Genomic DNA, 25,866 nt, shown 5'->3' on the forward strand with positions numbered 1-25,866 from the left:
CTCCCGGGCGTGTTGTCAGTGGCAGGTGCGAGGATGCCCTCAGCACGGAGTCGTGGGGTCGGGAGCCTTTCGGCGCGTGCCGACCTGCCGGGTGGGGGCTATCACAGGGCGGCTCCGCTGCCGGGCACCCCGCGCAGAAGGGATTGCTGACGGCGATGCAGATCCGGCTGACTGTCCTCGCGCCGCGCAGCGGCCGATCCGCGACCTCGGGGCATGCCTCCGTGGGACACGCCTCCGCAGGACATGCCGCGGTGGGACATGCCTGCGACGTGCTGATCACCGCGCCCGCCGGGACGGCGCTGGCCGCCGTGGCCAACGGCCTCGCGGCGGCCGTTTCCGGCCCCGATGTCTCGGGCTCCGTCGTGCTGTACGCGGGGCAGGAGCGGCTCGACGCACAGCGCCGCACGCTGGGCGAGCCGCCTCTGGTGGACGGTGCGGTGCTTTCCCTGCAGGTCCCCCATGAGGACGAATCCCCCGGGGCGGACGCCGCGGCCCAGCTCCATGTGGTCGCCGGCCCCGACGCGGGCGGGGTCCATCTGCTCCACGGGGGCCGGATCAGGATCGGGCGCTCCGCCGAAGCTGACGTACCGCTGGACGACCCGGACGTCTCGCGGCTGCACTGCTCGGTCACGGTCGCCGAGGACGGCCGGGTGACGGTCGCGGACCTCGGCTCGACGAACGGCACCACGCTGGACGGCGTCGCCCTGAGCGACCGTCCCGTCAGGCTGCCCGCGGGCGCATTGCTGCGACTCGGCGAGTCGACGCTCCGGGTCACCCCGCGCGACCGGACCCCCGCGCTGCCGACGGCTCCGGACGGCGAGGGGCATCTGCGAGTGACCCGGGCGGACGGATCCGGCTCCGGTCCCGGCGGGTCTGGTTCCGGCGGGTCTGGTCCCGGATTCGACGGTTCCGGTTCCGGTGGAGCTGCCGCGGGGGTCTTTGATCCCGGCGGTCCGGCTCCCGGCAGCTCCGCTCAGGGCCAGGTCGCGTCGGCCGCCCCCGGACCCGGCCGACCCGTTCCCCGTTGGGCCCGCCAGGACGGCGCCGATTACGGCACCGGCGGCCACGGCCCCGCCGCATCGGCTCCGGGCGCTTCCGGCACGCCCGAAGCCCCCCAGGCAAACGGCCGGCACCGCGTGCCCGTCCAGTACGACCCCACCGCTCCCGCCGCCCCGACGAGCGCAGGCCTCGGCGATGCCGCCACGCTCCATACGTACGGCACGGACGGCTCCGGCAGCAGCGCTCACGGCGACACCATGCACTCCAGGGCGGACGAGACCCACGAGGTCCCCGAACCGCCGGGGGCCCACAGCCCCGCGGCCACCGGCAGCGCGCCGCGCCAAGGCGCCCCCTTTCGTGGCACCCGCCTGCCCGACGGCGCCACCCGCAGACGCGGTATAGGCGCCTGGGCCCGCCGGCTCGCCGGCGGGCGGGAGGAGCCTGTCGCCGAGTTCCCGCCGCAGCCGGGACCACCAAGTGCCGCGGCGCCCACTGTCGAGCGCTGGCCCGATCCGGCCGCGGTGCTGCTCACCGCGCTCGGTCCAGGACCCCGGCTCTGGGAGCGGGGACAGGGGCATCCCGAGTCCCTTGTGCTCCGCCTCGGCACCACCGAACGGGCGGAGCTGCCTTCCGTGCCGGTGACCGTCGGCCTGCGCGAGGCCGGCTCGCTCGGGCTCGCCGGACCCAGGGCCCGGCTGGCCGGTCTCGCCAGGTCCGCCGTGGCCCAGCTCGCCGCGCTGCACTCGCCCGCCGACCTGGAGATCGTGCTGCTCTCCACGGACCGGTCGCGGAGCCTCGATGCGCGCAAGGACGAGTGGGCCTGGCTCGGCTGGCTGCCGCATCTGCGTCCCGCGCACGGCCAGGACTGCCGGCTGCTCCTCGCCTACGACCGCGACCAGGCCACCGCCCGCAGCGCCGAACTCACCCGCCGCCTGGACGACGGGCCGCTCGGCCCGGGGTGGCCGAGCGCCGACCGCAAGGCCGTCGCCGAAGCCGCCGCACGGTACGAAGGCGCGCGCACCGTCGTCATAGTCGACGGGGACCCCGGATCGGCCGCACTGCGCGAGGCGACGGCAAGGCTGGCCGGCGCCGGATCCGCCGCCGGGATCCATCTGATCTGTCTGGCCGAGACCCCGGCCGCCTCGCCGCTCTCACCCGTCGCCGCGACCTATGAGTCGGCTTGCGCGGCCTCGCTCGCCTTCCGCGAGTGCGGGGCGGTCGCCCTCCTCAGCGGTGATGTGGCGACCGCGCTGCGTCTGATGCGGACGGCCGGCGGACAGCCCGTCGGGCACGGCACGGTCGGCGCGGTGGACGCGGTCTCGGCACCCTGGGCGGAGCGCTTCGGGCGCGCCATCGCGCCGCTGCGCGCCGAGGGCACCGGCACGCACCTCGGCCGGGTGGTGGCGCTGCCGCGTTCCGCACGGCTGCTGGACGAGCTGGGTCTCGCCCGCGCCACCCCCGCGTCCCTGATGGCGCGCTGGGCATCGGCGGGCGACGGCACCGCGGTGCTCGGCGCCGGTCCGCGCGGCCCCCTCACCGTCGATCTCACCGAAGAGGGCCCGCATCTGCTGATCGAGGGCCCTGCGGGCAGCGGCCGTACCGAGCTGCTGCGCTCGGTCGCGGCCTCGCTCGCCGCCGCGGGACGCCCGGACCTGCTCGGGCTGCTGCTGGTGGACGGAGCCGGGGGCGAGCGCGGCGAAGGACTGACCGCCTGTACCGAACTGCCCCATGTCACCGATCACTTGGTGGCCTCGGACCCGGTCCGGATGCGGGAGTTCGCGCAGGCGCTCGGGGCGGAGCTGAAGCGGCGGTCGGAGCTGCTGGGCAGCGTCGGTTTCACCGAGTCGCACACCCAGGGCCAGGTGGCCGGCCGGATGGTGGGCCAGCGTCCCCCGAGCGCCGCCGAGCAGCGCGGGGACCTCGACTCCCCCGCAAGCGGCACGCTCCGGCTGCGCCCCGGGGCCCGTACGAAGGCCGAGGGACCGCCCCCGCTCCCGCGGCTCGTCGTGCTGGTGGACGACTTCGACGCGCTGGTCGCACCTGCGCTCGGCAGCCCGGGGCGGCCCGCGGCCGGTTCGGTCGTACGGGCCCTGGAGGCCGTGGCCCGGGACGGCGAGCGGCTCGGCGTACATCTGATAGCGACGTCCGCGCGCCCCGACCGTACGGCCGACACCGAGTTGACCCAGGGTGCGCGGCTGCGCGTCGTGCTGGACGCACCGCCCGCCGCGCCGGGGCCGGAGGACCCAGCTCCGGGGCGAGGCAGGCTCGGGCATCCGGACGGCCGCGTGACCCCGTTCCAGAGCGGCCGGGTGACCGGACGCATTCCCCGTACGGCGACTTCGCGCCCCACCGTGGTGCCGGTCGAGTGGGAACGGATGGGTGATCCGCCGACCCGTCGACCCGTTCGCGAACTGGGCAATGGGCCCACGGACTTGGCGCTTCTGGCCAGTGCCCTGGAGCGAGCTGCACGATCGGTGGACGCGACTCCGGTTCCGCCGCTGACTCCGGCCCGCCCCTGACCGGCGGCAGTTCCGTCATTTGACCTGACATCACGTCACAAGGCCATCACAAAAGGCTGGTTGACACCTGGTGCGGTATTGCGGCCCTCCAGTACCGGGCGTACACCTGTCGGCACGGGACAGGCACGGGAGAGACGGGGCAGTGATGCGCACAACTCTTCGCACGGGCAGGACCGCGGTGGTGTTTGCCGCCATCGGCGCTCTCGCACTTGCCGGCTGCGGCGACAACAAGGACGACGACAAGGCGAAACCGGGCGAGAGCAAGGGCAAGGAGACCGCGGCCACCGTCCAACTGCCCAAACTGAACGGCGAGAAGCTCGAGGTCGTGGCCGTGTGGACCGGCCCCGAGCAGGAGAACTTCACCAAGGTCCTCAAGGAGTTCGAGAAGCGCACCGGGGCTTCCGTCACCTTCGTCCCCACCCAGGACGCGATGCTCAACTATCTCGGTACGAAGATCGCCGGCGGTCAGCCCCCGGATGTGGCACTCCTCCAGCAGGTCGGCGCACTCCAGCAGGCCGTCCAGCGCAAGTGGGTCAAGCCGCTGGGTGCCGAGGCCAAGGCGGAGCTGGCGAAGAACTTCACCAAGGGCTGGCAGGATCTCGGCGCGGTCGGCGGTACGCAGTACGGCGTCTACTTCAAGGCCGCCAGCAAGTCCCTGATCTGGTACAACGCCAAGGCATTCGAGAACGCGGGCGCCGGCGAACCGAAGACCTGGAAGGACTTCCTGTCGACGGCCGAAACGATCTCCGCCTCCGGCGTCACCCCGGTCTCGGTCGGCGGCGCGGACGGCTGGACGCTCACCGACTGGTTCGAGAACATCTATCTCTCCCAGGCGGGGCCCGAGAAGTACGACCAGCTGGCCAAGCACCAGATCAAGTGGACGGACCCGTCCGTGAAGACCGCGCTGACCACGCTCGGCGAGCTCTTCGGCAAGCCCAACCTGATCGCGGGCGGCGCCGACGGCGCGCTCCAGACGGAGTTCCCGGCATCGGTCACCCAGACCTTCACCGGCGGTGAGCAGCCCAAGGGTGCGATGGTCTTCGAGGGCGACTTCGTCTCGGTCAATATCGCGCAGACCGACGCCAAGATCGGTACGGACGCGAAGGTGTTCCCGTTCCCTGCGGTGGGCGCCGAGCCTCCGGTGGTGACCGGCGGAGACGCGGCCGTGGCGCTGAAGGACTCGAAGGGCGCTCAGGCGCTGCTGACCTTCCTGGCCTCCCCGGACGCCGCGAAGATCTGGGCCGAGTCGGGCGGGTTCATCTCACCCAACAAGTCGCTCGACATCTCCGCGTATCCCAATCCGGTGCAGCGCGATATCGCCAAGGCGCTGATCGCGGCGGGCGACACATTCCGCTTCGACATGTCGGACCAGATGCCGCAGTCGTTCGGCGGTACGCCCGGCAAGGGCGAGTGGAAGGCTCTCCAGGACTTCCTGAAGAACCCGAAGAACGTCGCCGGGACCCAGCAGAAGCTGGAGTCGGACGCGGCCAAGGCGTACAAGAGCTGAGCCGGTGACCACTGCGGCGACAGCGGGGGGCCCGGCACGTCCGGCGCCCCCCGTCGACAAGCGCAAGAGCGTGACAGGCACACGCAAGATCATCGCGGTCGGCTTTCTGCTGCCCGCGCTGGTGCTGCTGGGCGCGCTCGTGGTCTACCCGATCGGGTACTCGGTCTACCGGTCCTTCTTCGACCAGTCCGGCAGCGGATTCGCCGGGATCGACAACTACAAGGAGATATTCACCGAGGACACCATCCTCACCGCGGTCAAGAACAATGTGCTCTGGGTGGTCCTCGCGCCGACCGTCTCGACCGCGCTCGGACTGATCTTCGCCGTGCTCACCGAGCGGGTCCGCTGGGGCACGGCCTTCAAGCTGATCGTCTTTATGCCGATGGCGATCTCGATGCTCGCCGCGGGCATCATCTTCCGGCTGGTCTACGAACAGGACCCGGACCGCGGTGTCGCCAACGCCGTCTGGGTGGGCGTTCATGACACCTTCGCCGAGTCGGCCGGATTCCCCAAGGCGCGTCCGCTGGCCGTCCATCCGCTCACGGCAGGTCCCAACGGGTCCTACGTCACCAAGGAGCCGGCCACCGCGGGCAAACAGGTCCAGCTCCCGCTGATCGGCGTCGCGCCCGACAAGATGCCGTCCGACGCCGAACCCGCGAAGGCGGCACGGCCGGACGACGGAAGGATCACCGGCACCGCCTGGCTGGACTTCACCAAGGGGGGCGGCGGCAAACCCAACACCATCGACGCCAAGGAGCTCGGCCTCAAGGGCATCAAGGTGGAGGCGGTCAAGGACGGCAAGGTCGTCGCATCGGCACGGGCCGGAGCGGACGGTACGTTCAGCCTGCCCGCGTCTGCCGAGGGCGCCCGGCTCCGGCTGCCCGCCGAAAACTTCAGGGAGCCGTACAACGGCGTCAACTGGCTCGGCCCCTCGCTCGTCACCCCGGCGATCATCGGCAGTTACGTGTGGATGTGGGCGGGCTTCGCGATGGTGCTGATCGCGGCGGGGCTGGCGAGCGTGCCGCGTGAACTCCTCGAAGCGGCGCGGGTGGACGGCGCGAACGAGTGGCAGGTCTTCCGCAGGATCACGGTGCCGCTGCTGACGCCGGTACTCGCGGTCGTCCTGGTCACCCTGATGATCAATGTGCTGAAGATCTTCGACCTGGTCTTCATCATCGCGCCGGGCTCGGCCCAGGACGACGCGAACGTCCTCGCACTCCAGCTGTACCGCTCGTCGTTCGGCACGGATTCGAACCTGGGGCTGGGCAGTGCCATCTCCGTACTCCTGCTGCTGCTGGTGATCCCGGTGATGCTGTTCAACATCCGCAGGATGCGAAGGGAGACCCGCCGATGACCACGACCGACGGTGTGGTGAAGGCGAAGCAGTCACTCCCGGCGCGCATCGCGGCCGGTGCCGGCGGTGGCGTGATGCGGGTGTTTCTCATCCTGGTGGGCCTGTTCTGGCTGATGCCGACATTCGGGCTGCTGCTGTCGTCGCTGCGCGACGCGACGGACATCAGTGAGAGCGGCTGGTGGAAGGTGTTCTCGGCCCCGGCTCAGCTGACCACCGAGAACTACTCGCGGCTCCTCGACAACGAGGCGATCACCGATTCGCTGCTGTCCACGGTGATGATCACTGTCCCGGCCACGGTTCTGGTCGTGGTGATCGGATCTCTCGCCGGGTACGCATTCGCCTGGATGGAGTTTCCAGGCCGTGACTGGTGGTTCATGGTGGTCGTCGGCCTCCTCGTGGTGCCGGTCCAGGTCGCGCTGGTGCCAGTCTCCAAGCTGTTCGGCCGGATCGGCATCTTCGAGACGACGTTCGGCGTGATCATCTTCCATGTCGCGTTCGGTCTGCCGTTCGCGATCTTCCTGCTGCGGAACTTCTTCGCGGAGATTCCGAGAGAACTGCTGGAGGCGGCGCGGCTCGACGGGGCGGGCGAGATACGGCTGTTCACGCGTGTCGTGATGCCACTGGGCGGCCCGGCGATCGCCTCGCTGGGCATCTTCCAGTTCCTGTGGGTATGGAACGACATGCTCGTGGCGCTGATCTTCGCGGACTCCGAGAGCGCGCCGATCACGGTGGCACTCCAGCGCCAGGTGAGGCAGTTCGGCAACAACATCGACGTCCTGGCACCCGGGGCCTTCGTCTCGATGATCATCCCGCTGGCGGTGTTCTTCGCGTTCCAGCGGCAGTTCGTGACGGGAGTCATGGCGGGAGCGGTCAAGTGAGCGTGTGCACGTGAGCAGGTGAGCGGGCCGGGGAGAACTGGGGCAGGGCGCTCCCCGGCCGGCGCGCGTCGGTGCGGCTCGCGCGACCGTGCGGCTCGCGTAACGGTGTGACCGGTTCCCCGCCGTGAAGCGGCCCCGGGGACAGAGGCGATGCACCGCCTCGCCGAGTCCGAGGCCCGCCCGGATGCCCGGATACCCGGTGCCCGGATGCCCGCCGCGAACCAGCCACCCGTCCCGTGGCGGTGCCACCTCACGGGTGCCGGCCGCGCCCGTCCGCCCATGAAGCGGTCACCGAGGGGACATGACGGTGCGCCACTTCACCGCATACGCGGCCGCCCGCCCGGGCCGCGCCTCGGAGCAGGCGTCAGGCTGCCCGACGCGGCGCGGAGTTGCCGCTCGGCGGTGGCGTGGGCGGCGCCCCAGCTCGCCAAGTCCGAGGCCCGCCCGGGGTCCGCCCGGGGTCCGCCGCCAAGGCAAGCGCCGCGGCCGTCGGCCCCGGCGCGGAGCTGCCGCCCTGGGCCCCCGCGCCTGCCTCCAGGGGCCCGGGGGCCTGCCCTGGTTCGGGAAACGACCGGGAAGGGGCCGGGAAAGGACCGGGGAAGCGGAGGCAACCACCCGTCACGAGCGGAGCGCCGCCACCGCCCCCCGTGCCAGCTCGTCCAGGTACCCCTTCGGCAAACCTGTCCGTACCACCACCAGCCGCCAGTACAGCGGCCCCACTATCAGGTCCAGCGCCTTGTCCGGGTCCGTCGACTCGGGGAGTTCGCCGCGTGCCACCGCGTCCCGTACCACCAGCGCCGCCACACCCTGCTGGCTGTCCAGCAGCGCCGCCTTGATCGCGTCCGAGATTTCCGGGTGGCGCGCCGCCTCCACCAGCAGGTCCGGGATGACCTGCGAGGCAACCGGGTGGCGCAGGGCGTGCGACGCCACCTCGAGCAGCGCCCGTACATCGCCGTACAGCGAGCCCGTCGCCGGCGCCGGCAGCCCCTGTGCCGCGAACGCCGAGACCAGGTCCAGTACCAGTGACAGCTTCGACTTCCAGCGCCGGTAGACCGCTGTCTTGCCGACGCCCGCCCGCCGCGCGATCCCCTCGATCGACATCCGTGCGAAGCCGACCGCGGCCAGCTCCTCGAAGACGGCGGCGCGGATGGCGTGGGTCACGTCCTCCCGGAGCACTGCGGCTCCCGCCGGCGCGCGACGTGGTGTTCCCGGATCCGTGGTCATACAGGGGAGCATAGCGGGACGACGAGACGGTTGCGTTGCGACGTACTCCGTCCTACTCTCGCCGTAGCGACGAAACGGGTCCGTCCCATCGCGAGACGCACCCCATCGCCGGCGCCGCCGGCACCCGTGCCCGTATCCCCCACCCCTGTCCCTGCCTCCGCGCCTGTCGAAAGCGAGCACCGTGAGCAGCCAGACGATCGACCGGCCAGAGCCGCGTCCAGGCATGAGCGAATCCGCTCCCGACGGCCCGTCCGAACTCGCCGCGCTCGCCGCCCGCCACGGCCTGACCATCAGCGGCGCCCGCCCCACGCTGCGCTCCTACGTCAGCCAGCTCTGGTCCCGCCGCCACTTCATCGTCGCCTTCGCCACCGCCCGGCTGACCGCCCAGTACAGCCAGGCCAAGCTGGGCCAGATCTGGCAGGTCATGACCCCGCTGCTGAACGCGGCGGTCTACTACTTCATCTTCGGCATGCTGCTCGACACCAGCAAGCACGTGCCCGACTTCATCCCGTTCCTCGTCACCGGCGTGTTCATCTGGACCTTCACGGCCAACTCGATCATGGCCGGCACCCGCGCGATCTCCGGCAACATCGGCCTCGTACGCGCCCTGCACTTCCCCCGCGCCAGCCTGCCCATCGCCATCGCGCTCCAGCAGCTCCAGCAGCTGCTCTTCTCACTCGGCGCGCTGCTCGCCATCCTGGTCTGCTTCGGGCAGCTCCCCCAGCCCGGCTGGCTGCTCGCGATCCCGGCCCTGACCCTGCAGGCCGTGTTCAACACCGGCATTTCGATGATCATGGCGCGGCTGGCCAGCAAGACCCCGGACATCGCCCAGCTGATGCCGTTCATCCTGCGCACCTGGATGTACGTCTCCGGCGTGATGTGGTCGATCGACAAGGTGCTCAGCCACGACAAGGTGCCGCACACCGTCAAGCTGGCGCTGCAGTGCAACCCGGCCGCCGTCTACATCGACCTCATGCGCTTCGCGCTCATCGACAGCTTCACCGCCGCTCAACTTCCCCCGCACGTCTGGGCCGTGGCCCTCTTCTGGGCAGTGCTCTTCGGGGTGGGCGGATTCCTGTACTTCTGGAAGGCAGAGGAGGAGTACGGCCGTGGCTGACTCCAGGGTTCCCACCGTCGTCGTCGACGGTGTCCACATCACGTACAAGGTGAACGGCGCCCGCACCGGCAAGGGCAGCGCCACATCCGCCCTCAGCCGGATCGTCTCCCGCAGGAGCGCACCCGGAATTCGCGAGGTGCACGCCGTCAAGGGCGTCAGCTTCGCCGCGTACAAGGGTGAGGCGATCGGCCTGATCGGCTCCAACGGCTCGGGCAAGTCGACCCTGCTCAAGGCCATCGCGGGCCTGCAGCCGCCGTCCAAGGGCAGGGTCTTCACCCAGGGCCAGCCCTCGCTGCTCGGCGTGAACGCGGCACTCATGGGAGATCTGACCGGCGAGCGCAATGTCATCCTCGGCGGACTCGCGATGGGCATGACCCGCGAGCAGATCCGCGACCGCTACGACGACATCGTCGAATTCTCGGGGATCAACGAGAAGGGCGACTTCATCACGCTGCCGATGCGCACGTACTCCTCCGGCATGGGCGCCCGGCTGCGGTTCTCGATCGCCGCGGCGAAGAGCCACGACGTGCTGCTGATCGACGAGGCGCTGTCCACCGGCGACGCCCGCTTCCAGCGGCGCAGCCAGGAGCGCATCAACGAGCTGCGCGAGGAGGCCGGCACGGTCTTCCTGGTCAGCCACAGCATCGGCACGATTTCCGAGACGTGCGACCGCGCGCTCTGGCTGGAGGCAGGGACGTTGCGGATGGACGGGCCGACGAAGGACGTCGTCGCCGCGTACAACGAGTTCGCCAGCCCCAAGAAATAGCCACTAAATCACCTCAAAATATCCCTAACGCGGGCTAAAGTGCGGTCCGATGACGACTCATCGGACCGCACCGCCCGACCATGACTCCGCCGGGGTGCCCGGGACCGCGCTCCCCGGCAACCCGGCGTCCCTCGGTGGTCTGCCCCGGCCGGCGCAGGCCACCACCCTCTGCGCCGTCTGGGCAGCCACCCGCGTCGGGATGCTGCTCCTGCTCATCGTCGACCACGTCGGCGACAGCGGCGTCGCCGGCGAGGTGCACACCCTCTACCGGCACTGGTACGAGCAGCTCGGCCGGGGCGCGTTCCCCCTGAACGACGCCACCTGGCAGTACCCGCCCGGCGCCGCGCTGGTATTCCTCTCCCCCGGTGCGCTGCCCTGGCTCACCTACTTCCAGGCCTTCGTCGCCCTCACTCTCGCCGCCGACGCCGTCGTCACCCTCGCTCTCGCCCACGCCGGAACGCGCGGCGCCTGGATGTGGGTGTGCGGACTGCCGCTCTTGCTGCATCTGCCCTTCGCGCGGTACGACGTCCAGGTCACCGCCCTCGCCGTGCTCGCGCTGCTGGCGATGCGCCGCCGGCCGCTGCTCGGCGGGGCGCTCGCCGGCATCGGCGCGATGGTCAAGGTCTGGCCACTGCTCGCCCTGCTCGGCACGCCCCGGGGACGTACGACACGCGCCGCCTGGCTCTCGGCCGCCGCATCCGCGGCCGCTCTGCTCGCCGTTCTCTCGGTCGGCTTCACGCACTCACTGGACTTTCTGCGGCAGCAGGGCGCCCGAGGCGTCCAGATCGAGTCACTCGGCGGGACCGCGCTCCAGCTCGCCCGGAAGGCGGGCTGGCCGGGCCAGGTCAGGTACCAGTACGGAGCCTTCGAGTTCATCGGCCCCTATGTGTCGAGCGTGGCGCGGCTCTCGCTGCTGCTGACCGGCGCGGCGTTCTGCTGGCTGCTGCTGTGGCGGGTCAGGGCCCGGCGCTGGAATGCTGCCACACCCTTCGACGCCGCGTTCGCCGCCGTACTGCTCTTCACCGTCACCAGCCGGGTGATCAGCCCGCAGTATCTGATCTGGCTGGTCGGACTGGCCGCGGTCTGCCTCACCTCCCGGCACACCACCCAGCGCCCGGTCGCGCTGCTCATGCTGCCCGCCGCCGCGCTGAGTGCGCTGGCCTATCCCGTGCTCTACGACGACGTGCTGGGCGGCACTCCGCTCGGCTGTCTGATCATGGTCGTACGGAACGGTCTGCTGGTCGCGGCCGCTCTGCTCTCCTGCAGGCGGCTGTGGACTGCCACATCCGCGCGATAGGCTCCGCTGCCGACATGGGCAGGGGCGCGCCAAGGGAGTGGGAATGCCGAACGGGGGGCTTGAGCCGCTGCGGGCCGACGACCCGCGGGAGATCGCGGGTTATGCGCTCGAGGCGAGGATCGGCGAAGGCGGGATGGGCACCGTCTATCTCACCCGCACCGGCGAAGGACGACCCGTCGCGCTGAAGCTGATCCGCCGCGAGCATGCGCAGAGCGAGAGCTTCCGGAAACGGTTCGCCCGCGAGGTCGAGGCGGCCCGCCGCGTGCACGGGCACCACCTCGTACCGGTCGTCGACCATGACGCGGAGGCCGCCCGGCCCTGGCTCGCCACCCGCTACGTACCGGGGCTGCCGCTCGACGACGCGCTGGCCGGACACGGGCCGCTGCCGCTGAAGAGCGTGCTCCAGCTGACCGCCTGCGCGGCCCACGCGCTGGACGGCGTCCACACCGCCGGGGTCATCCACCGCGATGTGAAGCCGGGCAATCTGCTGCTCACCACGGAAGGGCCGTGGCTGCTCGACTTCGGCATCGCGCGGGCTGTCGGGACCGCGTCCGTGACCACCATCGGCCGGATGGTCGGCACGCCCAAGTACATGTCTCCCGAGCACGCGCTCGGCAAGCAACTCACGCCCGCATCCGATGTGTTCACGCTCGGGCTCGTCGCCGCCGAGGCCGCCGCCGGACGCCATCCCTACGGAGAGGGCGGCGGTCTTGTGGTCGCCACCCGGATCGCCGGCACCGACCACGAGCCGCCGGATCTCGACGCGCATCCAGTGGTGCTGCGCGAGGTACTGAGGGCCTGTCTCGCCGCCCGGCCCGAGGAGCGGCCGACGGCGGCGGAGGTGGCCCAGCTGTGCCGACGGGCGGCGGGACGCGACGTACGGGACTTCGACGGCTGGCTGCCCAAGCCGCTCGCGGCGGCCCTGGCAGGGATCGAGCGGGCCGCCAAGGACCCGAGGGCATCGGGCTGGCTGACCAGAATCCGCCGGGCCCCCTGACAGGTCTTCCCGATCCCTTCCCGATCCCTGTCCCGAATCCCTTTCCCGATCGCCGGACGAGCCTGTATTCAGGCCCGTCCGGCGATCGGGGGCGAGGCGAAGCGGCTGCCGGGCGGACCCGGCGCCCCTCGTTCCCGTACTGCTAGCTGTGCGTCCTCAGCAGCTGCCGCATCGTCCGCATCGCCACCGACAGGTTCGCCAGGTCGAACGTGTCCGAGGTCTGGATCTCCTCCAGCGTCGAACGCGCCCGGCCGAGGATCGCCGCGTTCTTCTCCTCCCAGGCCTTGAACCGCTCCTCGGGCGTCGAGGTGCCATTGCCCACGGAGAGCACGTCCGCCGTCAGCATGGCGTGCGCGGCGTACAGGTCCTCGCGGATGGAGGCGCGGGCCATGGACTGCCAGCGGTCGGCCCGCGGCAGCTCTATGATCCGGTCCATCAGCTGGGTGATCTGCAGCCGGTCGGCGAGGTCGTAGTACACCTCGGCGACCGCCATCGGGTCCTTCTTCGTACGGTCCCCGATCGCGACGATGTCGAGCGTCGGGAAGGCGGAGGAGAACCCGGCGACCCGGAGCGCGAGCTCCTCGGGGACACCGGCCTCGGTGAGCTCGTCCAGGATCCCCTGGTACCACTCCAGATCCGCGCCACGCAGCATCTTCGGCAGCTCCGACCAGACCTGTTCCACGCGCTCGGCGAAGAAGCCGATGGTCTCGGCGAGCTCCAGCGGCTGCGGCCGGTTGCCCAGCAGCCATCGCGTACCGCGCTCGACGAGCCGGCGCGAGTGCAGCCGGATACGGGTCTGGACGTCGGCCGCGACCCTGTTGTCGAGGGCCTCGACGGCGTCCCACACCGCGCCGAGTCCGAAGATCTCGCGGGCCGCGGTCTGCGCCCGCACGACCTCTTCGGTCGACGCACCCGTCTCTTCGCGCAGCCGGTGCAGGAAGGTCGAACCACCGGTGTTCACCGTGTCGTTGACCAGCACCGTCGTGACGATCTCGCGGCGCAGCGCATGCCCGTCGACCGCCTCGGGGAACTTCTCGCGCAGCGCCTGCGGGAAGTACGCGTGCAGCAGCCGGCGCAGATACGCGTCGTCCGGCAGCGACGTCCCGATCAGTTCGTCCGCCACCGTGATCTTGGTGTAGGCGAGCAGCACCGCCAGCTCGGGCTGGCTGAGTCCCCTGCCCGAGTTGAGCAGTTCGCGAATCTGCCGGTCGTTCGGCAGGAACTCCAGCCCGCGGTCCAGATGCCCGTCCCGGCCGAGGCGCCGCATGAAGCGCTGGTGGGCGTGGAGCAGCGAGGGGGACTGGGCCACGGCGTTCGACAGGGCGACGTTCTGCGCGTAGTTGTTGCGCAGCACCAGCGCCCCGACCTCGTCGGTCATCTCGGCGAGCAGCTTGTTGCGCTGCTTGACGGTCATGTCGCCGTCCGACACCAGGCCGTTGAGCAGGATCTTGATGTTCACCTCGTGGTCGGAGGTGTCCACGCCCGCGCTGTTGTCGATGGCGTCGGTGTTGATCCTGCCACCGCTGCGGTCGAACTCGATCCTGCCGAGCTGGGTCAGACCGAGGTTGCCGCCCTCACCGACGACCTTGACCCGCAGGTCCTCGCCGTTGACGCGGATCGCGTCGTTGGCCTTGTCGCCGACGTCCGCGTTGGACTCGGTGGAGGCCTTGACGTACGTACCGATGCCGCCGTTCCACAGCAGGTCCACCGGGGCCTTGAGGATCGTCTTCATCAGATCGGCGGGCGTCATCTTGGAGATGCCGGGCTCGATGCCGAGCGCCTCGCGCATGTGCGCGTTGACCGGGATCGACTTGGCCGTACGCGGGTGGATGCCGCCGCCGGCCGACAGCAGCTCCTTGTTGTAGTCGGCCCAGGACGAGCGGGGCAGCTCGAAGAGCCTGCGGCGCTCGGCGTACGAGGTTGCCGCGTCCGGGGTCGGGTCGATGACGATGTGCCGGTGGTCGAAGGCCGCGACGAGCCGGATGTGCTCGCTGAGCAGCATGCCGTTGCCGAACACGTCACCGGACATGTCGCCGACGCCGACGACCGTGAAGTCCTGGGTCTGGGTGTCGTGGCCGAGTTCGCGGAAGTGCCGCTCGACGGACTCCCACGCGCCACGGGCGGTGATGCCCATCGCCTTGTGGTCGTATCCGGCGGAGCCGCCCGAGGCGAAGGCGTCACCGAGCCAGAAGTTGTAGCTCTCGGCGACCTCGTTGGCGATGTCGGAGAAGGTCGCGGTGCCCTTGTCCGCGGCGACGACGAGATAGGTGTCGTCCCCGTCGTGGCGTACGACCTCCGCCGGCGGGACGACCTCGCCCGCCACCAGGTTGTCGGTGATGTCGAGCAGCGCGGAAATGAAGATCTTGTAGCAGGCGATGCCTTCGGTGAGCCAGGCGTCCCGGTCCACGGACGGGTCCGGGAGCTGCTTGGCGACGAAGCCGCCCTTCGCGCCGACCGGCACGATCACGGTGTTCTTCACCATCTGCGCCTTGACCAGGCCCAGGATCTCCGTACGGAAGTCCTCACGCCGGTCGGACCAGCGCAGACCGCCGCGCGCGACCTTGCCGAAGCGCAGGTGCACGCCCTCGACGCGCGGGGAGTGGACCCAGATCTCGTACGCCGGGCGCGGCGCAGGCAGATCCGGGATGGCCTGCGGGTCGAACTTCATCGACACATAGCTGTGGTGCGTGCCGCCGCCCGCCTCCTGGAAGAAGTTGGTCCGCAGCGTCGCCTTGATGACGGTGAGGAAGGAACGCAGGATCCGGTCCTCGTCCAGGCTGGCGACCTGGTCGAGCGCGCCCTCGAGCTCCTCGAGGAGACCGTCGATCAACTCGGTGCCCGCGCGCTGGCGCTCCGGGGACATCCTGGCCTCGAAGAGCGAGATCAGCAGCCGGGTGGTGTGGACGTTGGTACGGAGGGTTTCCTCCATGTACTCCTGGCTGAAGGTCGACCCGGCCTGGCGCAGGTACTTGGCGTACGCGCGCAGCACCATCGCCTGTCGCCAGTTCAGACCGGCACCCAGGACGAGGGCGTTGAAGCCGTCGTTCTCGGCCTTGCCGGTCCAGACGGCGGCGAAGGCGTCCTGGAAACGCTCGCGGGCATCGTCGGCGAGGTAGTCGCCGTTGCCGTTGGCCTGCGGCATGCGCAGACCGAAGTCGTAGATCCAGGCGGTCGTACGGTCCGAGCAGCGCAGCTCGTACGGACGCTCGTCGACGACCTCGACACCCAGCCGGTTGAGCGCGGGCAGGACCGCGGAGAGGGAGACCTGCTCTCCGGTGCGGTAGATCTTGAAGCGGCGCTCGCCGGGGCCGGCGCCGACCGGCTCGTACAGCGAGAGCGCGAAGCCCCTGCTGCCCTCGGTCAGCCGTTCCAGGTGTACGAGGTCGGCGACGGCGGCACGCGGCGAGTGATCTGCCTTGTAGCCCTCGGGGAAGGCGGAGCCGTAGCGGCGCAGCAGCTCGGCGGCGCGCTCCTCACCGCATTCGGCGTTGAGCGCCTCGGCGAAGCCGTCGGCCCAGGAGCGGGCGGCCTCGACGAGCCTGGCCTCGATGCGCTCGACGTCGGCGTCGGTCAGGTGGGGCAGCTCGGTCCCGGACGGGACGCGGACCACGAAGTGCAGCCGGGAGAGGATCGACTCGGTGTTCCAGGCGGTGAAGTCGACGCTGCTGCCGCCGAGCTCCTCCTTGAGGATGTCGATCAGGCGCAGCCGTACGCCGGTGGTGTAGCGGTCGCGCGGCAGGTAGATGAGGGCGGAGTAGTAGCGCCCGTACTCGTCCTGACGCAGGTAGAGCCGCAGCCTGCGGCGCTCCTGGAGGTAGAGCACGCTCGTGACGATGGAGCGCAGCTGGTCGACGGGCGTCTGGAAGAGCTCGTCGCGCGGGTAGGTCTCGAGGATCTGCAGCAGGTCCCGGCCGTCGTGGCTGTTGGGCGAGAAGCCGGCGCCCTCCAGGACCTCGGCCACCTTACGGCGGATGACCGGTACCCGGCGCACGGACTCGGTGTACGCGGCGGAGGAGAAGAGACCGAGGAAGCGGCGCTCGCCGATGACATTGCCGTCGGCGTCGAACTTCTTCACGCCGACGTAGTCGAGGTAGCTGGGGCGGTGCACGGTCGCGCGGCTGTTGGCCTTCGTCAGCACGAGCAGCTTGTGCTCACGGGCCTTGGCACGGGCGTCGGCGGGCAGCCGGCTGAAGGACGGGCTGACCGGGTGCGCCTCGTCCGTGCTGTGCTGGGGGTCGGAGCGCAGTATGCCGAGCCCCGTCCCCGGGACGGCCGCGAGCGCGTCGTTCTCGGTGAGCTCGTACTCGCGGTAGCCGAGGAAGGTGAAGTGGTCGGCGGCGAGCCAGCGCAGCAGCTCGCGCGCCTCCTCGACCTCCTGGTCGCGCAGGTCGTCGGCGGTCGGCTCGCTGGGCAGCTCTTCGGCGATGCGCAGCGCGGCGTCGCGCATCTTCTCCCAGTCCTCGACGGTCTCGCGGACGTCGGAGAGGACCCGCAGCAGGTCCGCGGTGATCTGCTTCAGATCGGCGCGGTCGGTCTCGCGGTCGACCTCGACATGGATCCAGGACTCGACGAACGCGTCGTGCGGCAGCGTCTTGCCGCCTGTCTCGGAGGGCAGTACCTCGATGAGCTTGCCGGTCACATCGCGGCGGACGGTGATCTGGGGATGGATCACGACATGGATGCCGCGGCCCTGGCGGGAGAGCTCATTGGTGACCGAGTCGACCAGGAAGGGCATGTCGTCGGTGACGACCTCGACGACGGAGTGGCTGCATGTCCACCCGTTCTCTTCCACCGTCGGAGTGTGGACCCGCACATTGGCCGTCCCCTGGGGGCGGTTCTCGGCGAGCCGGTAGTGGGAAAGTGCCGCGCCGAAGATGTCGACCGGGTCGCGGTCGGCGAGGTCCTCGGGAGCGGTGTGCAGGTAGTAGCGCTGGAGGTACGTGAGAAGGGCGTCCTGGTCAGGACGTTTCCCTTGCTCGGACCCAGTCGGAAGGTGCCCCCCGAGCGGGCTGTTCTCAGCTACCCGGGCGGCCCGTTCGAGCAGCTCGGCTTTGGCTTCGTCCAGCTTGGTCTGCATGTCCTCTGGCTCCTGTCGCGCGCCATTGCGTGACGTAGGTGGAAGAAGCGACGCAACGCCATGACGCGGGGTGTCCGGTCGGAGTCGACGTTATGCCGCGATGAGAGTCGTCCGAGCGGTTATTGGCCAAGTTCGCCAACCCGGTCGGTACGAGGAGAGCAACGATCGCCCGGGTGCTGTGGCACTCCGGGCGCAGGCCGGGGGCTTCGCTGCCCCCACGGCGTATCGCGCTGATCACGGGTCAAGGCTATCGTCCCGCCCCCCCGACCCGTCATGAGCCGTATGTGTACAAAAGCGGGGCCGGAAGTTTGACAGTCTGGACAGCGACACAGGCCCTCTTGGCAAACAGTCCCCGGCAGTGCACGTTGACAGTGACGACACGGACACACCTCGACAGCACGGCACCGGGAGTACCGTCGACAGCCCGACACCGGGAGCAGCCATGACAGCGAAGATCCTGATCGTCACCGGCGACGCCGCCGAGTCCCTCGAGGTTCTCTACCCGTACCAGCGGCTGCGGGAGGAGGGGTACGAGGTGCACATCGCAGCCCCCGCCCGCAAGAAGCTGCAGTTCGTGGTGCACGACTTCGAGCCGGGCTTCGACACGTACACCGAGAAGCCGGGCTACACCTGGCCCGCCGACCTGGCCTTCTCGGAAGTCGATCCCGGGCAGTACGCGGCACTGGTGATCCCCGGCGGCCGCGCCCCCGAGTACCTGCGCAACGACCCGGAGCTCCGCAAGCTCCTCAAGTCCTTCTTCGACTCCGACAAGCCCGTCGCCCAGATCTGCCACGGCCCGCTGCTGACCGCGGCGATCGGCAGCCTGGAGGGTCGGCGTGTCACCGCCTACCCGGCGCTGGAACTGGACATGCAGGCGGCCGGCGCGAGCTTCCAGGACGCGGAGGCCGTCGTCGACGGCACCCTGGTCTCCTCACGCGCCTGGCCGGACCACTCCGCGTGGATGCGGGAGTTCCTGAAGGTGCTGCGCGCCAAGGCCCCGGCGAGCTGACGCCCCGCTACGGCGGATCATCCGGCAGGGCGCGTCAGGCCGCCGCCAGGCGCTGGGCCTCGGCCACTGCCTCGGCGAGCGTGTCCACCACGGGCACGCCCGCCCCCGCCGCCTCCAGGCTGGCGCGGCTGTGTGAGCCGCCCGTGTACAGGACCGCTCGCGCTCCCACGTGTTCCGCCGCGACCGCGTCGTCGACGGCGTCGCCGATGACCACCACGCGCTCCGCCCGCACTCCGTCGAGCCCCGCGAGGTGGCGCGCCATGTGCTCGGCCTTGCCGGTGTGCGATCCGCCGACCCGGCCGTCCACCCGCACAAAGTGGCGCTCGATGCCGTGCGTGCGCACGATCGGTATCAGGTTCTCGTGCGGGGCGAGCGAGCACATCGACTGCGTCAGCCCGGACGCCTGCCACTCGACCAGCAGGTCCCTGGCCCCGTCGGCCAGTCCGGCGCTCTCGGCCAGCACCCAGTAGTGCCGGTGGAAGGTCTCGTCCATGACGGCCCACTCCGCGTCCGTGGGCAGCCGCCCCATGAGCCGCTCGTAGAAGAGCGGCACGGGCACGCAGTACAGGTCCCGGTAGCGCTCGAGCGTGATCGCGGGCAGCCCGATCTCCGCGAACGAGGCGTTCGTCGCCTGAATGACCACGTCGATGTCGTGGAACAGCGTGCCGTTCCAGTCCCAGACGATGTGTGTATCCGCGTTCTTCCCCATGCCTCAAAACAGTACCCAGTGAGACTGACAGGCCGGGCCGGGCCGACCGTGCGGGACTGCCGTCAGGCGAGAGGCCGTGCGAGAGCGCCGTCAGGCGGGAGGCCGTGCGGGACTACCGTCAGGCGGGAGGCCGTGCGGGAGTGCCCTCAGGAAGGGTCAGGAGGCGCGGGAAGCGGCCGGGCGGCCGTCAGGCGATCAGGTTGGGGATCTCCTGAACCCCGTACCAGAGCAGTTCGTGGTCCTCCGCGCCGTCCACGGTGAACTGGGCGCCGTCGTCGCCCTGGTCCGCCGCTCCCAGTGCCTGCGCCGCCGCCTCCACATCGTCCACCGCGTCGTCGGCGTCCACATGCACCGCGGCCGCCTTGGCCAGTGGCACCGCGGACGCGATCCGCACCTCGCCGAGCGCGCTGGCGACGAGCGCCCGGTCGGGATCGGCCACCGCGTCCTGGTCCGGTACGTCGACGGCGACGACGACCCGGCGCCTGGCCGCGGCCGGCTCGCCCGCGAGCAGCCTCAGCGAGGCGGCCGCGGCGCGGCTCAGCGCGGCGTACTCGAGCTCCTCGATGTCGTCGGAGACGTACCACTCGCGCAGTCCCGGGGTCACCGCATAGGCGACCAGCGGAGCGGGGCCGAGCTTGCCCGCCTTGTGCGCCTCTGCGAGACCGGGGAGGGTCAGGGGGACGTAGACGCGCATGGCTGGCCGCTTTCGTAGTCGGAAGACGCCCTCAGGATACGTGCGACGTACCCCTTCGGGGTGCCCCTCCCGGGCTCGCGCACCGTCCACCCGAGATACCCCGTGCGCCTGCCGGCCAAGGCCTGGGGCCGCCCCGCGTCACCCTGATAGGTGAAGTTTGCCGTCGGTCTCCCGAGGCGTCCTCACACATTGCGGCCGCGCGCCCCGTCCCCGTAGAAGATCACCAGTGAAGTTACTGCCCGGTATCAAGACCGGGCCCGGAATATCGGGGGCGATCTGCATGGACAGGACCCGGCCCGCGGGACGGCGCGACCAACGCAGGCCCGCAGTGGTGGCGGCAGCGGCGATGGCGCGCGCACGGCGGCAGCATCAGCCGCACTACTGGTTCGCCGACCGCCTGCTCGCGGTGCTCAGCGGACAGCGACCGGTGCACTGGATGCTCGGGCACACCATCGGCGAGGCGTACGAGCAGCTGGTGCGGCTGGCCCCAGGGGCTCCGCTGCGTCCGGCGGAACGGGTCACGCCCGTCGTACGGCACTGCGGCGAGTACCACCCGGGCCCCGGCGTGATCGAAGCCTTCGCCCGGATCGGCTCGGGCGACCGCGTCAGCGCGATGGCCTTCCGCCTCGAGCAGGGCGCGGACCACCGCTGGCGCTGCGCGGCGGTGGAGCTCGGCGGGGAGCGCGTCGCCGCACAGGCGGCCCGGTAGCGGCCACCTGCGCCCGGCTCAGCCGCTGTCCGCGCCGAGCCGGGCCACCTGCCCCTCCTGCACCTGACGGGCCGCCTGGAGGAAGTCCAGGATCGTGGCGAGCTGGTCCTCGTCGTAGCGGCTCAGCGCTTCGGCCCCCGCGGCACCGACGGGCAGATAGACCTCGGCCTCGGCGACGCGGGCGGCATCCGTGGCGGTGACGAGTACGCGCCGCCGATTGGCCGCGTCCCGGCTGCGGGTGACGAGGCCGGCACGCTCGAGCCGGTCGATAACCGTGGTCGTCGCCGCCGGGCTGAGCTTCAGTGCGGCGCTCAGCTCACCGGCCGACAGCTCACCGGCCGGACCCTCTCCGCCCGGACCTTCTCCGCCGGCCCGCTCACCGCCCGCCCGCTGCCCCGCGCCCAGCACCAGATCGAGGCAGCGCAGGTCGGTGCGGTTGAGGCCGAGCCGCGCCGCGGCGGCCTCGTCGAAGGCGTCGAAGCTCTGCTGCAGCGAGCGGAGCTGCTGGGCAACATTCCTCATCAAAGCTTCTTTCGACATTCGAATCTTTCTGTTATCGTAAGTTTCGTTAGTCGAAAGGATATCATTCCCGGAGGGCATGCCATGAGCACCAGCGACATCCAGATCCAGGACCTCTTCCAGCGCTTCAAACAGGCCTGGAACGACGGCGACGCGGTCGCCTTCGGCGCCTGCTTCACCGAGGACTCCGACTATGTCTCGTACGACGGCACTCGCGCCGTGGGACGGGCCGAGCACCAGGACAACCACGACCGGCTGTTCCGCGGAGTTCTCACCGGCTCGGCGCTGGTCGGCGGGATCGAGGCGATCCGGTACATCGCCCCCGAAGTCGCCATCGTGTACGGCACCGCCTCCGTGCTGATGCCGTGGCGCTCGGAGCTCCCCAAGCGGCGCCTGTCCCGCCAGACGATCGTGGTTGTGAACACCGACCACGGCTGGCGGATCACCGCGATCCACAACGGCCGGGTCCGCCCGGTCACCGTCCCCGCCCCCGACTCGATGCCGTCGAAGATGTCCCGGACCATGACCCGCGCCGCCCGCCGCCTCGGCCTGGGCCGCCGCAACACGGTGAGTACCGGTGCCAGTGCAGACGTATGAAGGAAACGGCCGGGGCCGGACACCCCAAGAGGTGTCCGGCCCCGGCCGTTCGCATCGAGCGAGCGCTACTTCTTGCGGCGTCGGCCGGCGCCCTTCTGCGCCTTGCGCCGCTCCGCACGCGTCAGCCCGTCCGTCTCCGACCGGGCGGGCTCGCTGTCGAAGTCGCCCTCGATGACACCGCCCTCGCCGTCCACCGTGGGAGCGGAGAAGTGCAGCCGGTCGGGACGCTGCGGGGCGCCGAGGCCCTTCGCGCGGATCTCCGGACGGGAGGCACCCGCGGGAACGACGTCCTCCTTGGCGAGCGAGGTCCGCGCCGCGGCGTCCTGCACCGGGATCTCCTCAACCTGCTGCTCGACCTGGACCTCCAGGTTGAACAGATAGCCGACGGACTCCTCCTTGATGCCCTCCATCATGGCGGTGAACATGTCGAAGCCCTCGCGCTGGTACTCGACCAGCGGGTCCTTCTGGGCCATCGCGCGAAGGCCGATGCCCTCCTGGAGGTAGTCCATCTCGTAGAGGTGCTCGCGCCACTTGCGGTCCAGCACGGACAGCACCACGCGCCGCTCGAGCTCACGCATGATGTCGGAGCCGAGCTGCTTCTCGCGCTCGTCGTACTGCTCGTGGATGTCGTCCTTGATGGACTCACCGATGAACTCGGCGGTGATCCCGGCCCGGTCGCCCGCCGCCTCCTCCAGCTCCTCGACGGTGGCCTTCACCGGGTAGAGCTGCTTGAACGCGCCCCACAGCCGGTCCAGGTCCCACTCCTCCGCGAAGCCCTCGACGGTCTCGGCCTGGATGTAGGCGTCGATGGTGTCGTCCATGAAGTGACGCACCTGCTCGTGCAGGTCCTCGCCCTCCAGGACGCGGCGGCGCTCGCCGTAGATGACCTCGCGCTGGCGGTTGAGCACCTCGTCGTACTTCAGGACGTTCTTACGGGTCTCGAAGTTCTGCTGCTCGACCTGCGACTGGGCCGACGCGATCGCGCGCGTCACCATCTTGTTCTCGATCGGCACATCGTCCGGCACATTCGCCATCGCCATCACGCGCTCGACCATCTGCGCCTTGAACAGACGCATCAGGTCGTCACCCAGCGACAGGTAGAAACGGGACTCGCCCGGGTCGCCCTGACGGCCGGAACGACCGCGCAGCTGATTGTCGATACGGCGCGACTCGTGCCGCTCGGTGCCCAGCACATACAGCCCGCCGAGCTCGGTGACCTCGTCGTGCTCGGCCCTGACCGCGTCCTCGGCCCGCTCCAGCGCGGCGGGCAGAGCCGCGGCCCACTCCTCGACGTGCTCGACGGGGTCCAGGCCGCGCTGGCGCAGCTCCGCCTCGGCGAGGTCGTCGGGGTTGCCGCCGAGCTTGATGTCCGTGCCACGGCCGGCCATGTTCGTGGCGACGGTGACGGCACCCTTGCGGCCGGCCTGGGCGACAATCGTCGCCTCCCGGTCGTGCTGCTTGGCGTTGAGGACCTCGTGCTGCACACCGCGCTTGTTCAGCTGCTGCGAGAGGTACTCGGACTTCTCGACCGAGGTGGTGCCGACCAGGATCGGCTGGCCCTTCTCGTGCTTCTCGGCGATGTCGTCGACGACCGCCGCGAACTTGGCGACCTCGGTCCGGTAGATCAGGTCGGACTGGTCCTTGCGGACCATCGGCCTGTTCGTCGGGATCGGCACAACGCCGAGCTTGTAGATCTGGTGGAACTCGGCGGCCTCCGTCATGGCCGTACCGGTCATTCCGGAGAGCTTGCCGTAGAGGCGGAAGAAGTTCTGCAGGGTGATCGTGGCGAGGGTCTGGTTCTCGTCCTTGATGTCCACCCCTTCCTTCGCCTCGATTGCCTGGTGCATGCCCTCGTTGTAGCGGCGGCCGGCGAGGATACGGCCGGTGTGCTCGTCGACGATCATGACTTCGCCGTCGATGACGACGTAGTCCTTGTCCTTCTTGAACAGTTCCTTGGCCTTGATGGCGTTGTTCAGATACCCGACGAGCGGGGTGTTCACCGACTCGTAGAGGTTGTCGATGCCCAGCCAGTCCTCGACCTTCGCGACACCCGGCTCGTGGATGGCGACGGTCCGCTTCTTCTCGTCGACCTCGTAGTCGCCGGTTTCCTCGATGCCCTTGAGCTGGTTGCCCGGCTCGCCCTTGGCCAGGCGCGTCACCAGCTTGGCGAAGTCGCCGTACCACTTGGTGGCCTGGTCGGCGGGGCCGGAGATGATCAGCGGCGTACGGGCCTCGTCGACGAGGATCGAGTCGACCTCGTCGACGATGGCGTAGTTGTGGCCGCGCTGGACGAGCTCGTCCTGGGACCACGCCATGTTGTCGCGGAGGTAGTCGAAGCCGAACTCATTGTTCGTTCCGTACGTAATGTCGCAGTTGTACTGCTCACGGCGCTGGGCCGGCGTCATATTGGCGAGGATGCAGCCGACGTCCAGGCCCAGGAACTTGTGGACCCGGCCCATCATCTCGGAGTCACGCTCGGCCAGGTAGTCGTTGACCGTGATCAGGTGGACACCCTTGCCCGAAAGCGCGTTGAGATAGGCGGGGAGGGTGCCGACGAGGGTCTTGCCCTCACCGGTCTTCATCTCGGCGACGTATCCGAGGTGCAGGGCGGCGCCACCCATCATCTGTACGTCGTAGTGGCGCTGACCGAGGACGCGCTTGGCGGCCTCGCGGACGGTGGCGAAGGCCTCGGGGAGCAGGTCGTCCAGACTTTCGCCGTCTGCGTAGCGCTCCTTGTACTCGTCCGTGAGCGCCCGCAACTCGGCGTCGGAGAGGTTGACGAAGTCCTCTTCGATGGAGTTGACCTGGTCCGCGATGCGGTGCAGTTTGCGCAGGATCTTGCCTTCGCCTGCACGCATGAGCTTGTTGAAGACGGACACTGAGGTTGGTCTCCTTGCCGATCGGGCCTGGCACTGGGTCGTGTTATGGACACTGGCGCGGGCACGGCAGGTAGGCCCCACCGCAACGGCCATCGTAAGCGAGGACCCCGCCGGGTCGGGAGGTCCACCGCCAGTCCGCCGTCGCTCACGCCTGCTGTCACCCGCAAGGAGAACGCACGGGACGCGTGGAAGGTGCCGGTGGGGTACGAAAAGTGCTCGCATCCGCCCGCGGTCCTGACCAGAATCCGGACATGGAGCCCATCACTCTCACCACCGAACGGCTGCTGCTGCGCCCCTTCACGACCGACGACACGGAGGCCGTCTTCCAGGCCTGCCAGGATCCCGACATCCAGCGCTGGACGACGGTCCCCTCGCCGTACGAACGGCAGCACGCGGCCGAGTTCACCGGGCACATGGTGCCGGACGGCTGGCGCACCAGCACGATGTGCACTTTCGCAGTGCTGCCACGCGAGGGCGGTCCGCTGATGGCCTCGGTCGCGGTCACGCTGCGGACCTTCTCGGGCACCTGGGAGATCGGCTTCTGGACGGGCAGGGAGCACCGCGGGCGCGGTGTCATGGCGGAGAGCGTGGGCGCCGTGGCGCACTGGGCCTTCAGCAGGCTGGGGGCGACACGTCTGGAGTGGCGGGCGGAAGTCGGCAACGCGGGGTCCCGGGCCGTCGCGGAGAAGTCCGGCTTCGTGATCGAGGGGGCTCTGCGCGCGGCTCTGCTGAACAAGGACACCCTCAGGGACACCTGGGTCGGCGCCCTGCTGCCGTCGGACCTCGGGCTGGCGAGCACGCATCCGTATCTCCCGGCCCAAGCAGGGGGATAGCGGGTCCAGCGGGCTGACGGCAGGGGGGCGCCGGGGAGCGTCCGCGGCGCAGGTACCGCGCGGCAGGGCTGCGGCAGGGCTGCGGACTGACCTCGGGATGACCTTCGGGGGTGACCTCGGGCTGATCTCGGGCAGCCTCGGGCTGACCTTTGGGCTGAACTCTGCGCGGGTCCGAACCCGGG

At 70.1% G+C, this 25,866-nt stretch carries 18 protein-coding genes; 12 read left to right on the plus strand and 6 right to left on the minus strand.

Translation table 11 applies throughout. The annotated features are described in order from the left end of the window. Positions 1-155 precede the first annotated feature (155 nt). From ACWDZ6_RS22180 to ACWDZ6_RS22195, 4 genes are all read left to right on the plus strand, one after another. The gene (locus ACWDZ6_RS22180; RefSeq protein WP_451504226.1) at positions 156-3,518 is read left to right on the plus strand and encodes an FHA domain-containing protein; all 3,363 of its coding nucleotides are present in this window, start codon (positions 156-158) and stop codon (positions 3,516-3,518) included. Between the two features lie 145 nt (positions 3,519-3,663). Further along, positions 3,664-5,025, plus strand: a complete 1,362-nt coding sequence (locus ACWDZ6_RS22185) for an ABC transporter substrate-binding protein (RefSeq protein ID WP_366732367.1) — start codon at positions 3,664-3,666, stop codon at positions 5,023-5,025. A gap of 70 nt (positions 5,026-5,095) precedes the next feature. Beyond that, positions 5,096-6,379 carry a carbohydrate ABC transporter permease gene (locus ACWDZ6_RS22190; RefSeq protein ID WP_451504227.1) on the plus strand — a complete coding sequence of 428 codons (1,284 nt, stop codon included), beginning with the start codon at positions 5,096-5,098 and terminating at the stop codon, positions 6,377-6,379. Then, entirely contained in the window at positions 6,376-7,257 is an 882-nt protein-coding gene (locus ACWDZ6_RS22195) for a carbohydrate ABC transporter permease (protein ID WP_451504228.1), read from the plus strand. Before ACWDZ6_RS22190 ends, ACWDZ6_RS22195 begins: the two co-directional genes overlap by 4 nt. 618 nt (positions 7,258-7,875) lie before the next feature. On the opposite strand, the gene ACWDZ6_RS22200 is transcribed toward ACWDZ6_RS22195, so the two are convergent. Then, positions 7,876-8,481, minus strand: coding sequence for a TetR/AcrR family transcriptional regulator (locus ACWDZ6_RS22200; protein WP_326650252.1), 606 nt, complete (start codon positions 8,479-8,481; stop codon positions 7,876-7,878). 223 nt (positions 8,482-8,704) lie between these two features. Between ACWDZ6_RS22200 and ACWDZ6_RS22205 the strand changes: the two genes are divergently transcribed. The 4 genes from ACWDZ6_RS22205 to ACWDZ6_RS22220 are packed head-to-tail and all read left to right on the plus strand — an operon-like array spanning position 8,705 to position 12,658. Then, positions 8,705-9,598, plus strand: a complete 894-nt coding sequence (locus ACWDZ6_RS22205) for an ABC transporter permease (RefSeq protein ID WP_451504229.1) — start codon at positions 8,705-8,707, stop codon at positions 9,596-9,598. Further along, positions 9,591-10,364: an ABC transporter ATP-binding protein gene (locus ACWDZ6_RS22210; RefSeq protein WP_451504230.1), complete on the plus strand. Its 774-nt coding sequence runs from the start codon at positions 9,591-9,593 to the stop codon at positions 10,362-10,364. Before ACWDZ6_RS22205 ends, ACWDZ6_RS22210 begins: the two co-directional genes overlap by 8 nt. A 49-nt stretch (positions 10,365-10,413) precedes the next feature. Next, a complete protein-coding gene (locus ACWDZ6_RS22215) occupies positions 10,414-11,661 on the plus strand; it encodes a glycosyltransferase 87 family protein (protein ID WP_451504231.1) in 1,248 nt (415 codons plus the stop codon). Between the two features lie 43 nt (positions 11,662-11,704). After that, positions 11,705-12,658, plus strand: a complete 954-nt coding sequence (locus ACWDZ6_RS22220; RefSeq protein WP_451504232.1) for a serine/threonine-protein kinase — start codon at positions 11,705-11,707, stop codon at positions 12,656-12,658. Positions 12,659-12,800: 142 nt separating this feature from the next. Here ACWDZ6_RS22220 and ACWDZ6_RS22225 read toward each other — a convergent pair whose 3' ends face one another. Next, positions 12,801-17,735: an NAD-glutamate dehydrogenase gene (locus ACWDZ6_RS22225; protein WP_451504233.1), complete on the minus strand. Its 4,935-nt coding sequence runs from the start codon at positions 17,733-17,735 to the stop codon at positions 12,801-12,803. Positions 17,736-18,177: 442 nt separating this feature from the next. Between ACWDZ6_RS22225 and ACWDZ6_RS22230 the strand changes: the two genes are divergently transcribed. Next, complete coding sequence (locus ACWDZ6_RS22230) at positions 18,178-18,744, plus strand: DJ-1/PfpI family protein (RefSeq protein WP_326650259.1); 567 nt, start codon at positions 18,178-18,180, stop codon at positions 18,742-18,744. Between the two features lie 34 nt (positions 18,745-18,778). Here the strand turns inward: ACWDZ6_RS22230 and ACWDZ6_RS22235 are convergent, their stop codons facing one another. Further along, on the minus strand, positions 18,779-19,453 hold the full coding sequence (locus ACWDZ6_RS22235; protein ID WP_451504234.1) for an HAD family hydrolase: 675 nt from the start codon (positions 19,451-19,453) through the stop codon (positions 18,779-18,781). A 187-nt stretch (positions 19,454-19,640) separates the two neighbouring features. Then, a complete protein-coding gene (locus ACWDZ6_RS22240) occupies positions 19,641-20,147 on the minus strand; it encodes a DUF6912 family protein (protein ID WP_451504235.1) in 507 nt (168 codons plus the stop codon). A 280-nt stretch (positions 20,148-20,427) separates the two neighbouring features. On the opposite strand from ACWDZ6_RS22240, the gene ACWDZ6_RS22245 reads away from it, so the two are divergent. Then, positions 20,428-20,856 carry an Rv3235 family protein gene (locus tag ACWDZ6_RS22245; RefSeq protein ID WP_451504249.1) on the plus strand — a complete coding sequence of 143 codons (429 nt, stop codon included), beginning with the start codon at positions 20,428-20,430 and terminating at the stop codon, positions 20,854-20,856. Between the two features lie 18 nt (positions 20,857-20,874). On the opposite strand, the gene ACWDZ6_RS22250 is transcribed toward ACWDZ6_RS22245, so the two are convergent. Then, complete coding sequence (locus ACWDZ6_RS22250; RefSeq protein WP_451504236.1) at positions 20,875-21,378, minus strand: MarR family transcriptional regulator; 504 nt, start codon at positions 21,376-21,378, stop codon at positions 20,875-20,877. An 81-nt stretch (positions 21,379-21,459) separates the two neighbouring features. On the opposite strand from ACWDZ6_RS22250, the gene ACWDZ6_RS22255 reads away from it, so the two are divergent. Beyond that, positions 21,460-21,972 (plus strand): SgcJ/EcaC family oxidoreductase, encoded by a 513-nt coding sequence (locus ACWDZ6_RS22255; protein ID WP_451504237.1) that lies wholly within the window; start codon positions 21,460-21,462, stop codon positions 21,970-21,972. Positions 21,973-22,037: 65 nt separating this feature from the next. On the opposite strand, the gene secA is transcribed toward ACWDZ6_RS22255, so the two are convergent. Next, positions 22,038-24,851, minus strand: a complete 2,814-nt coding sequence (secA, locus tag ACWDZ6_RS22260) for a preprotein translocase subunit SecA (protein WP_451504238.1) — start codon at positions 24,849-24,851, stop codon at positions 22,038-22,040. Between the two features lie 251 nt (positions 24,852-25,102). Here secA and ACWDZ6_RS22265 point away from each other — a divergent pair, with 251 nt between their 5' ends. Continuing rightward, positions 25,103-25,684, plus strand: coding sequence for a GNAT family N-acetyltransferase (locus ACWDZ6_RS22265; RefSeq protein ID WP_326650267.1), 582 nt, complete (start codon positions 25,103-25,105; stop codon positions 25,682-25,684). Positions 25,685-25,866: the final 182 nt, after the last annotated feature.

This window comes from Streptomyces sp. NPDC002926, from assembly GCF_053591755.1.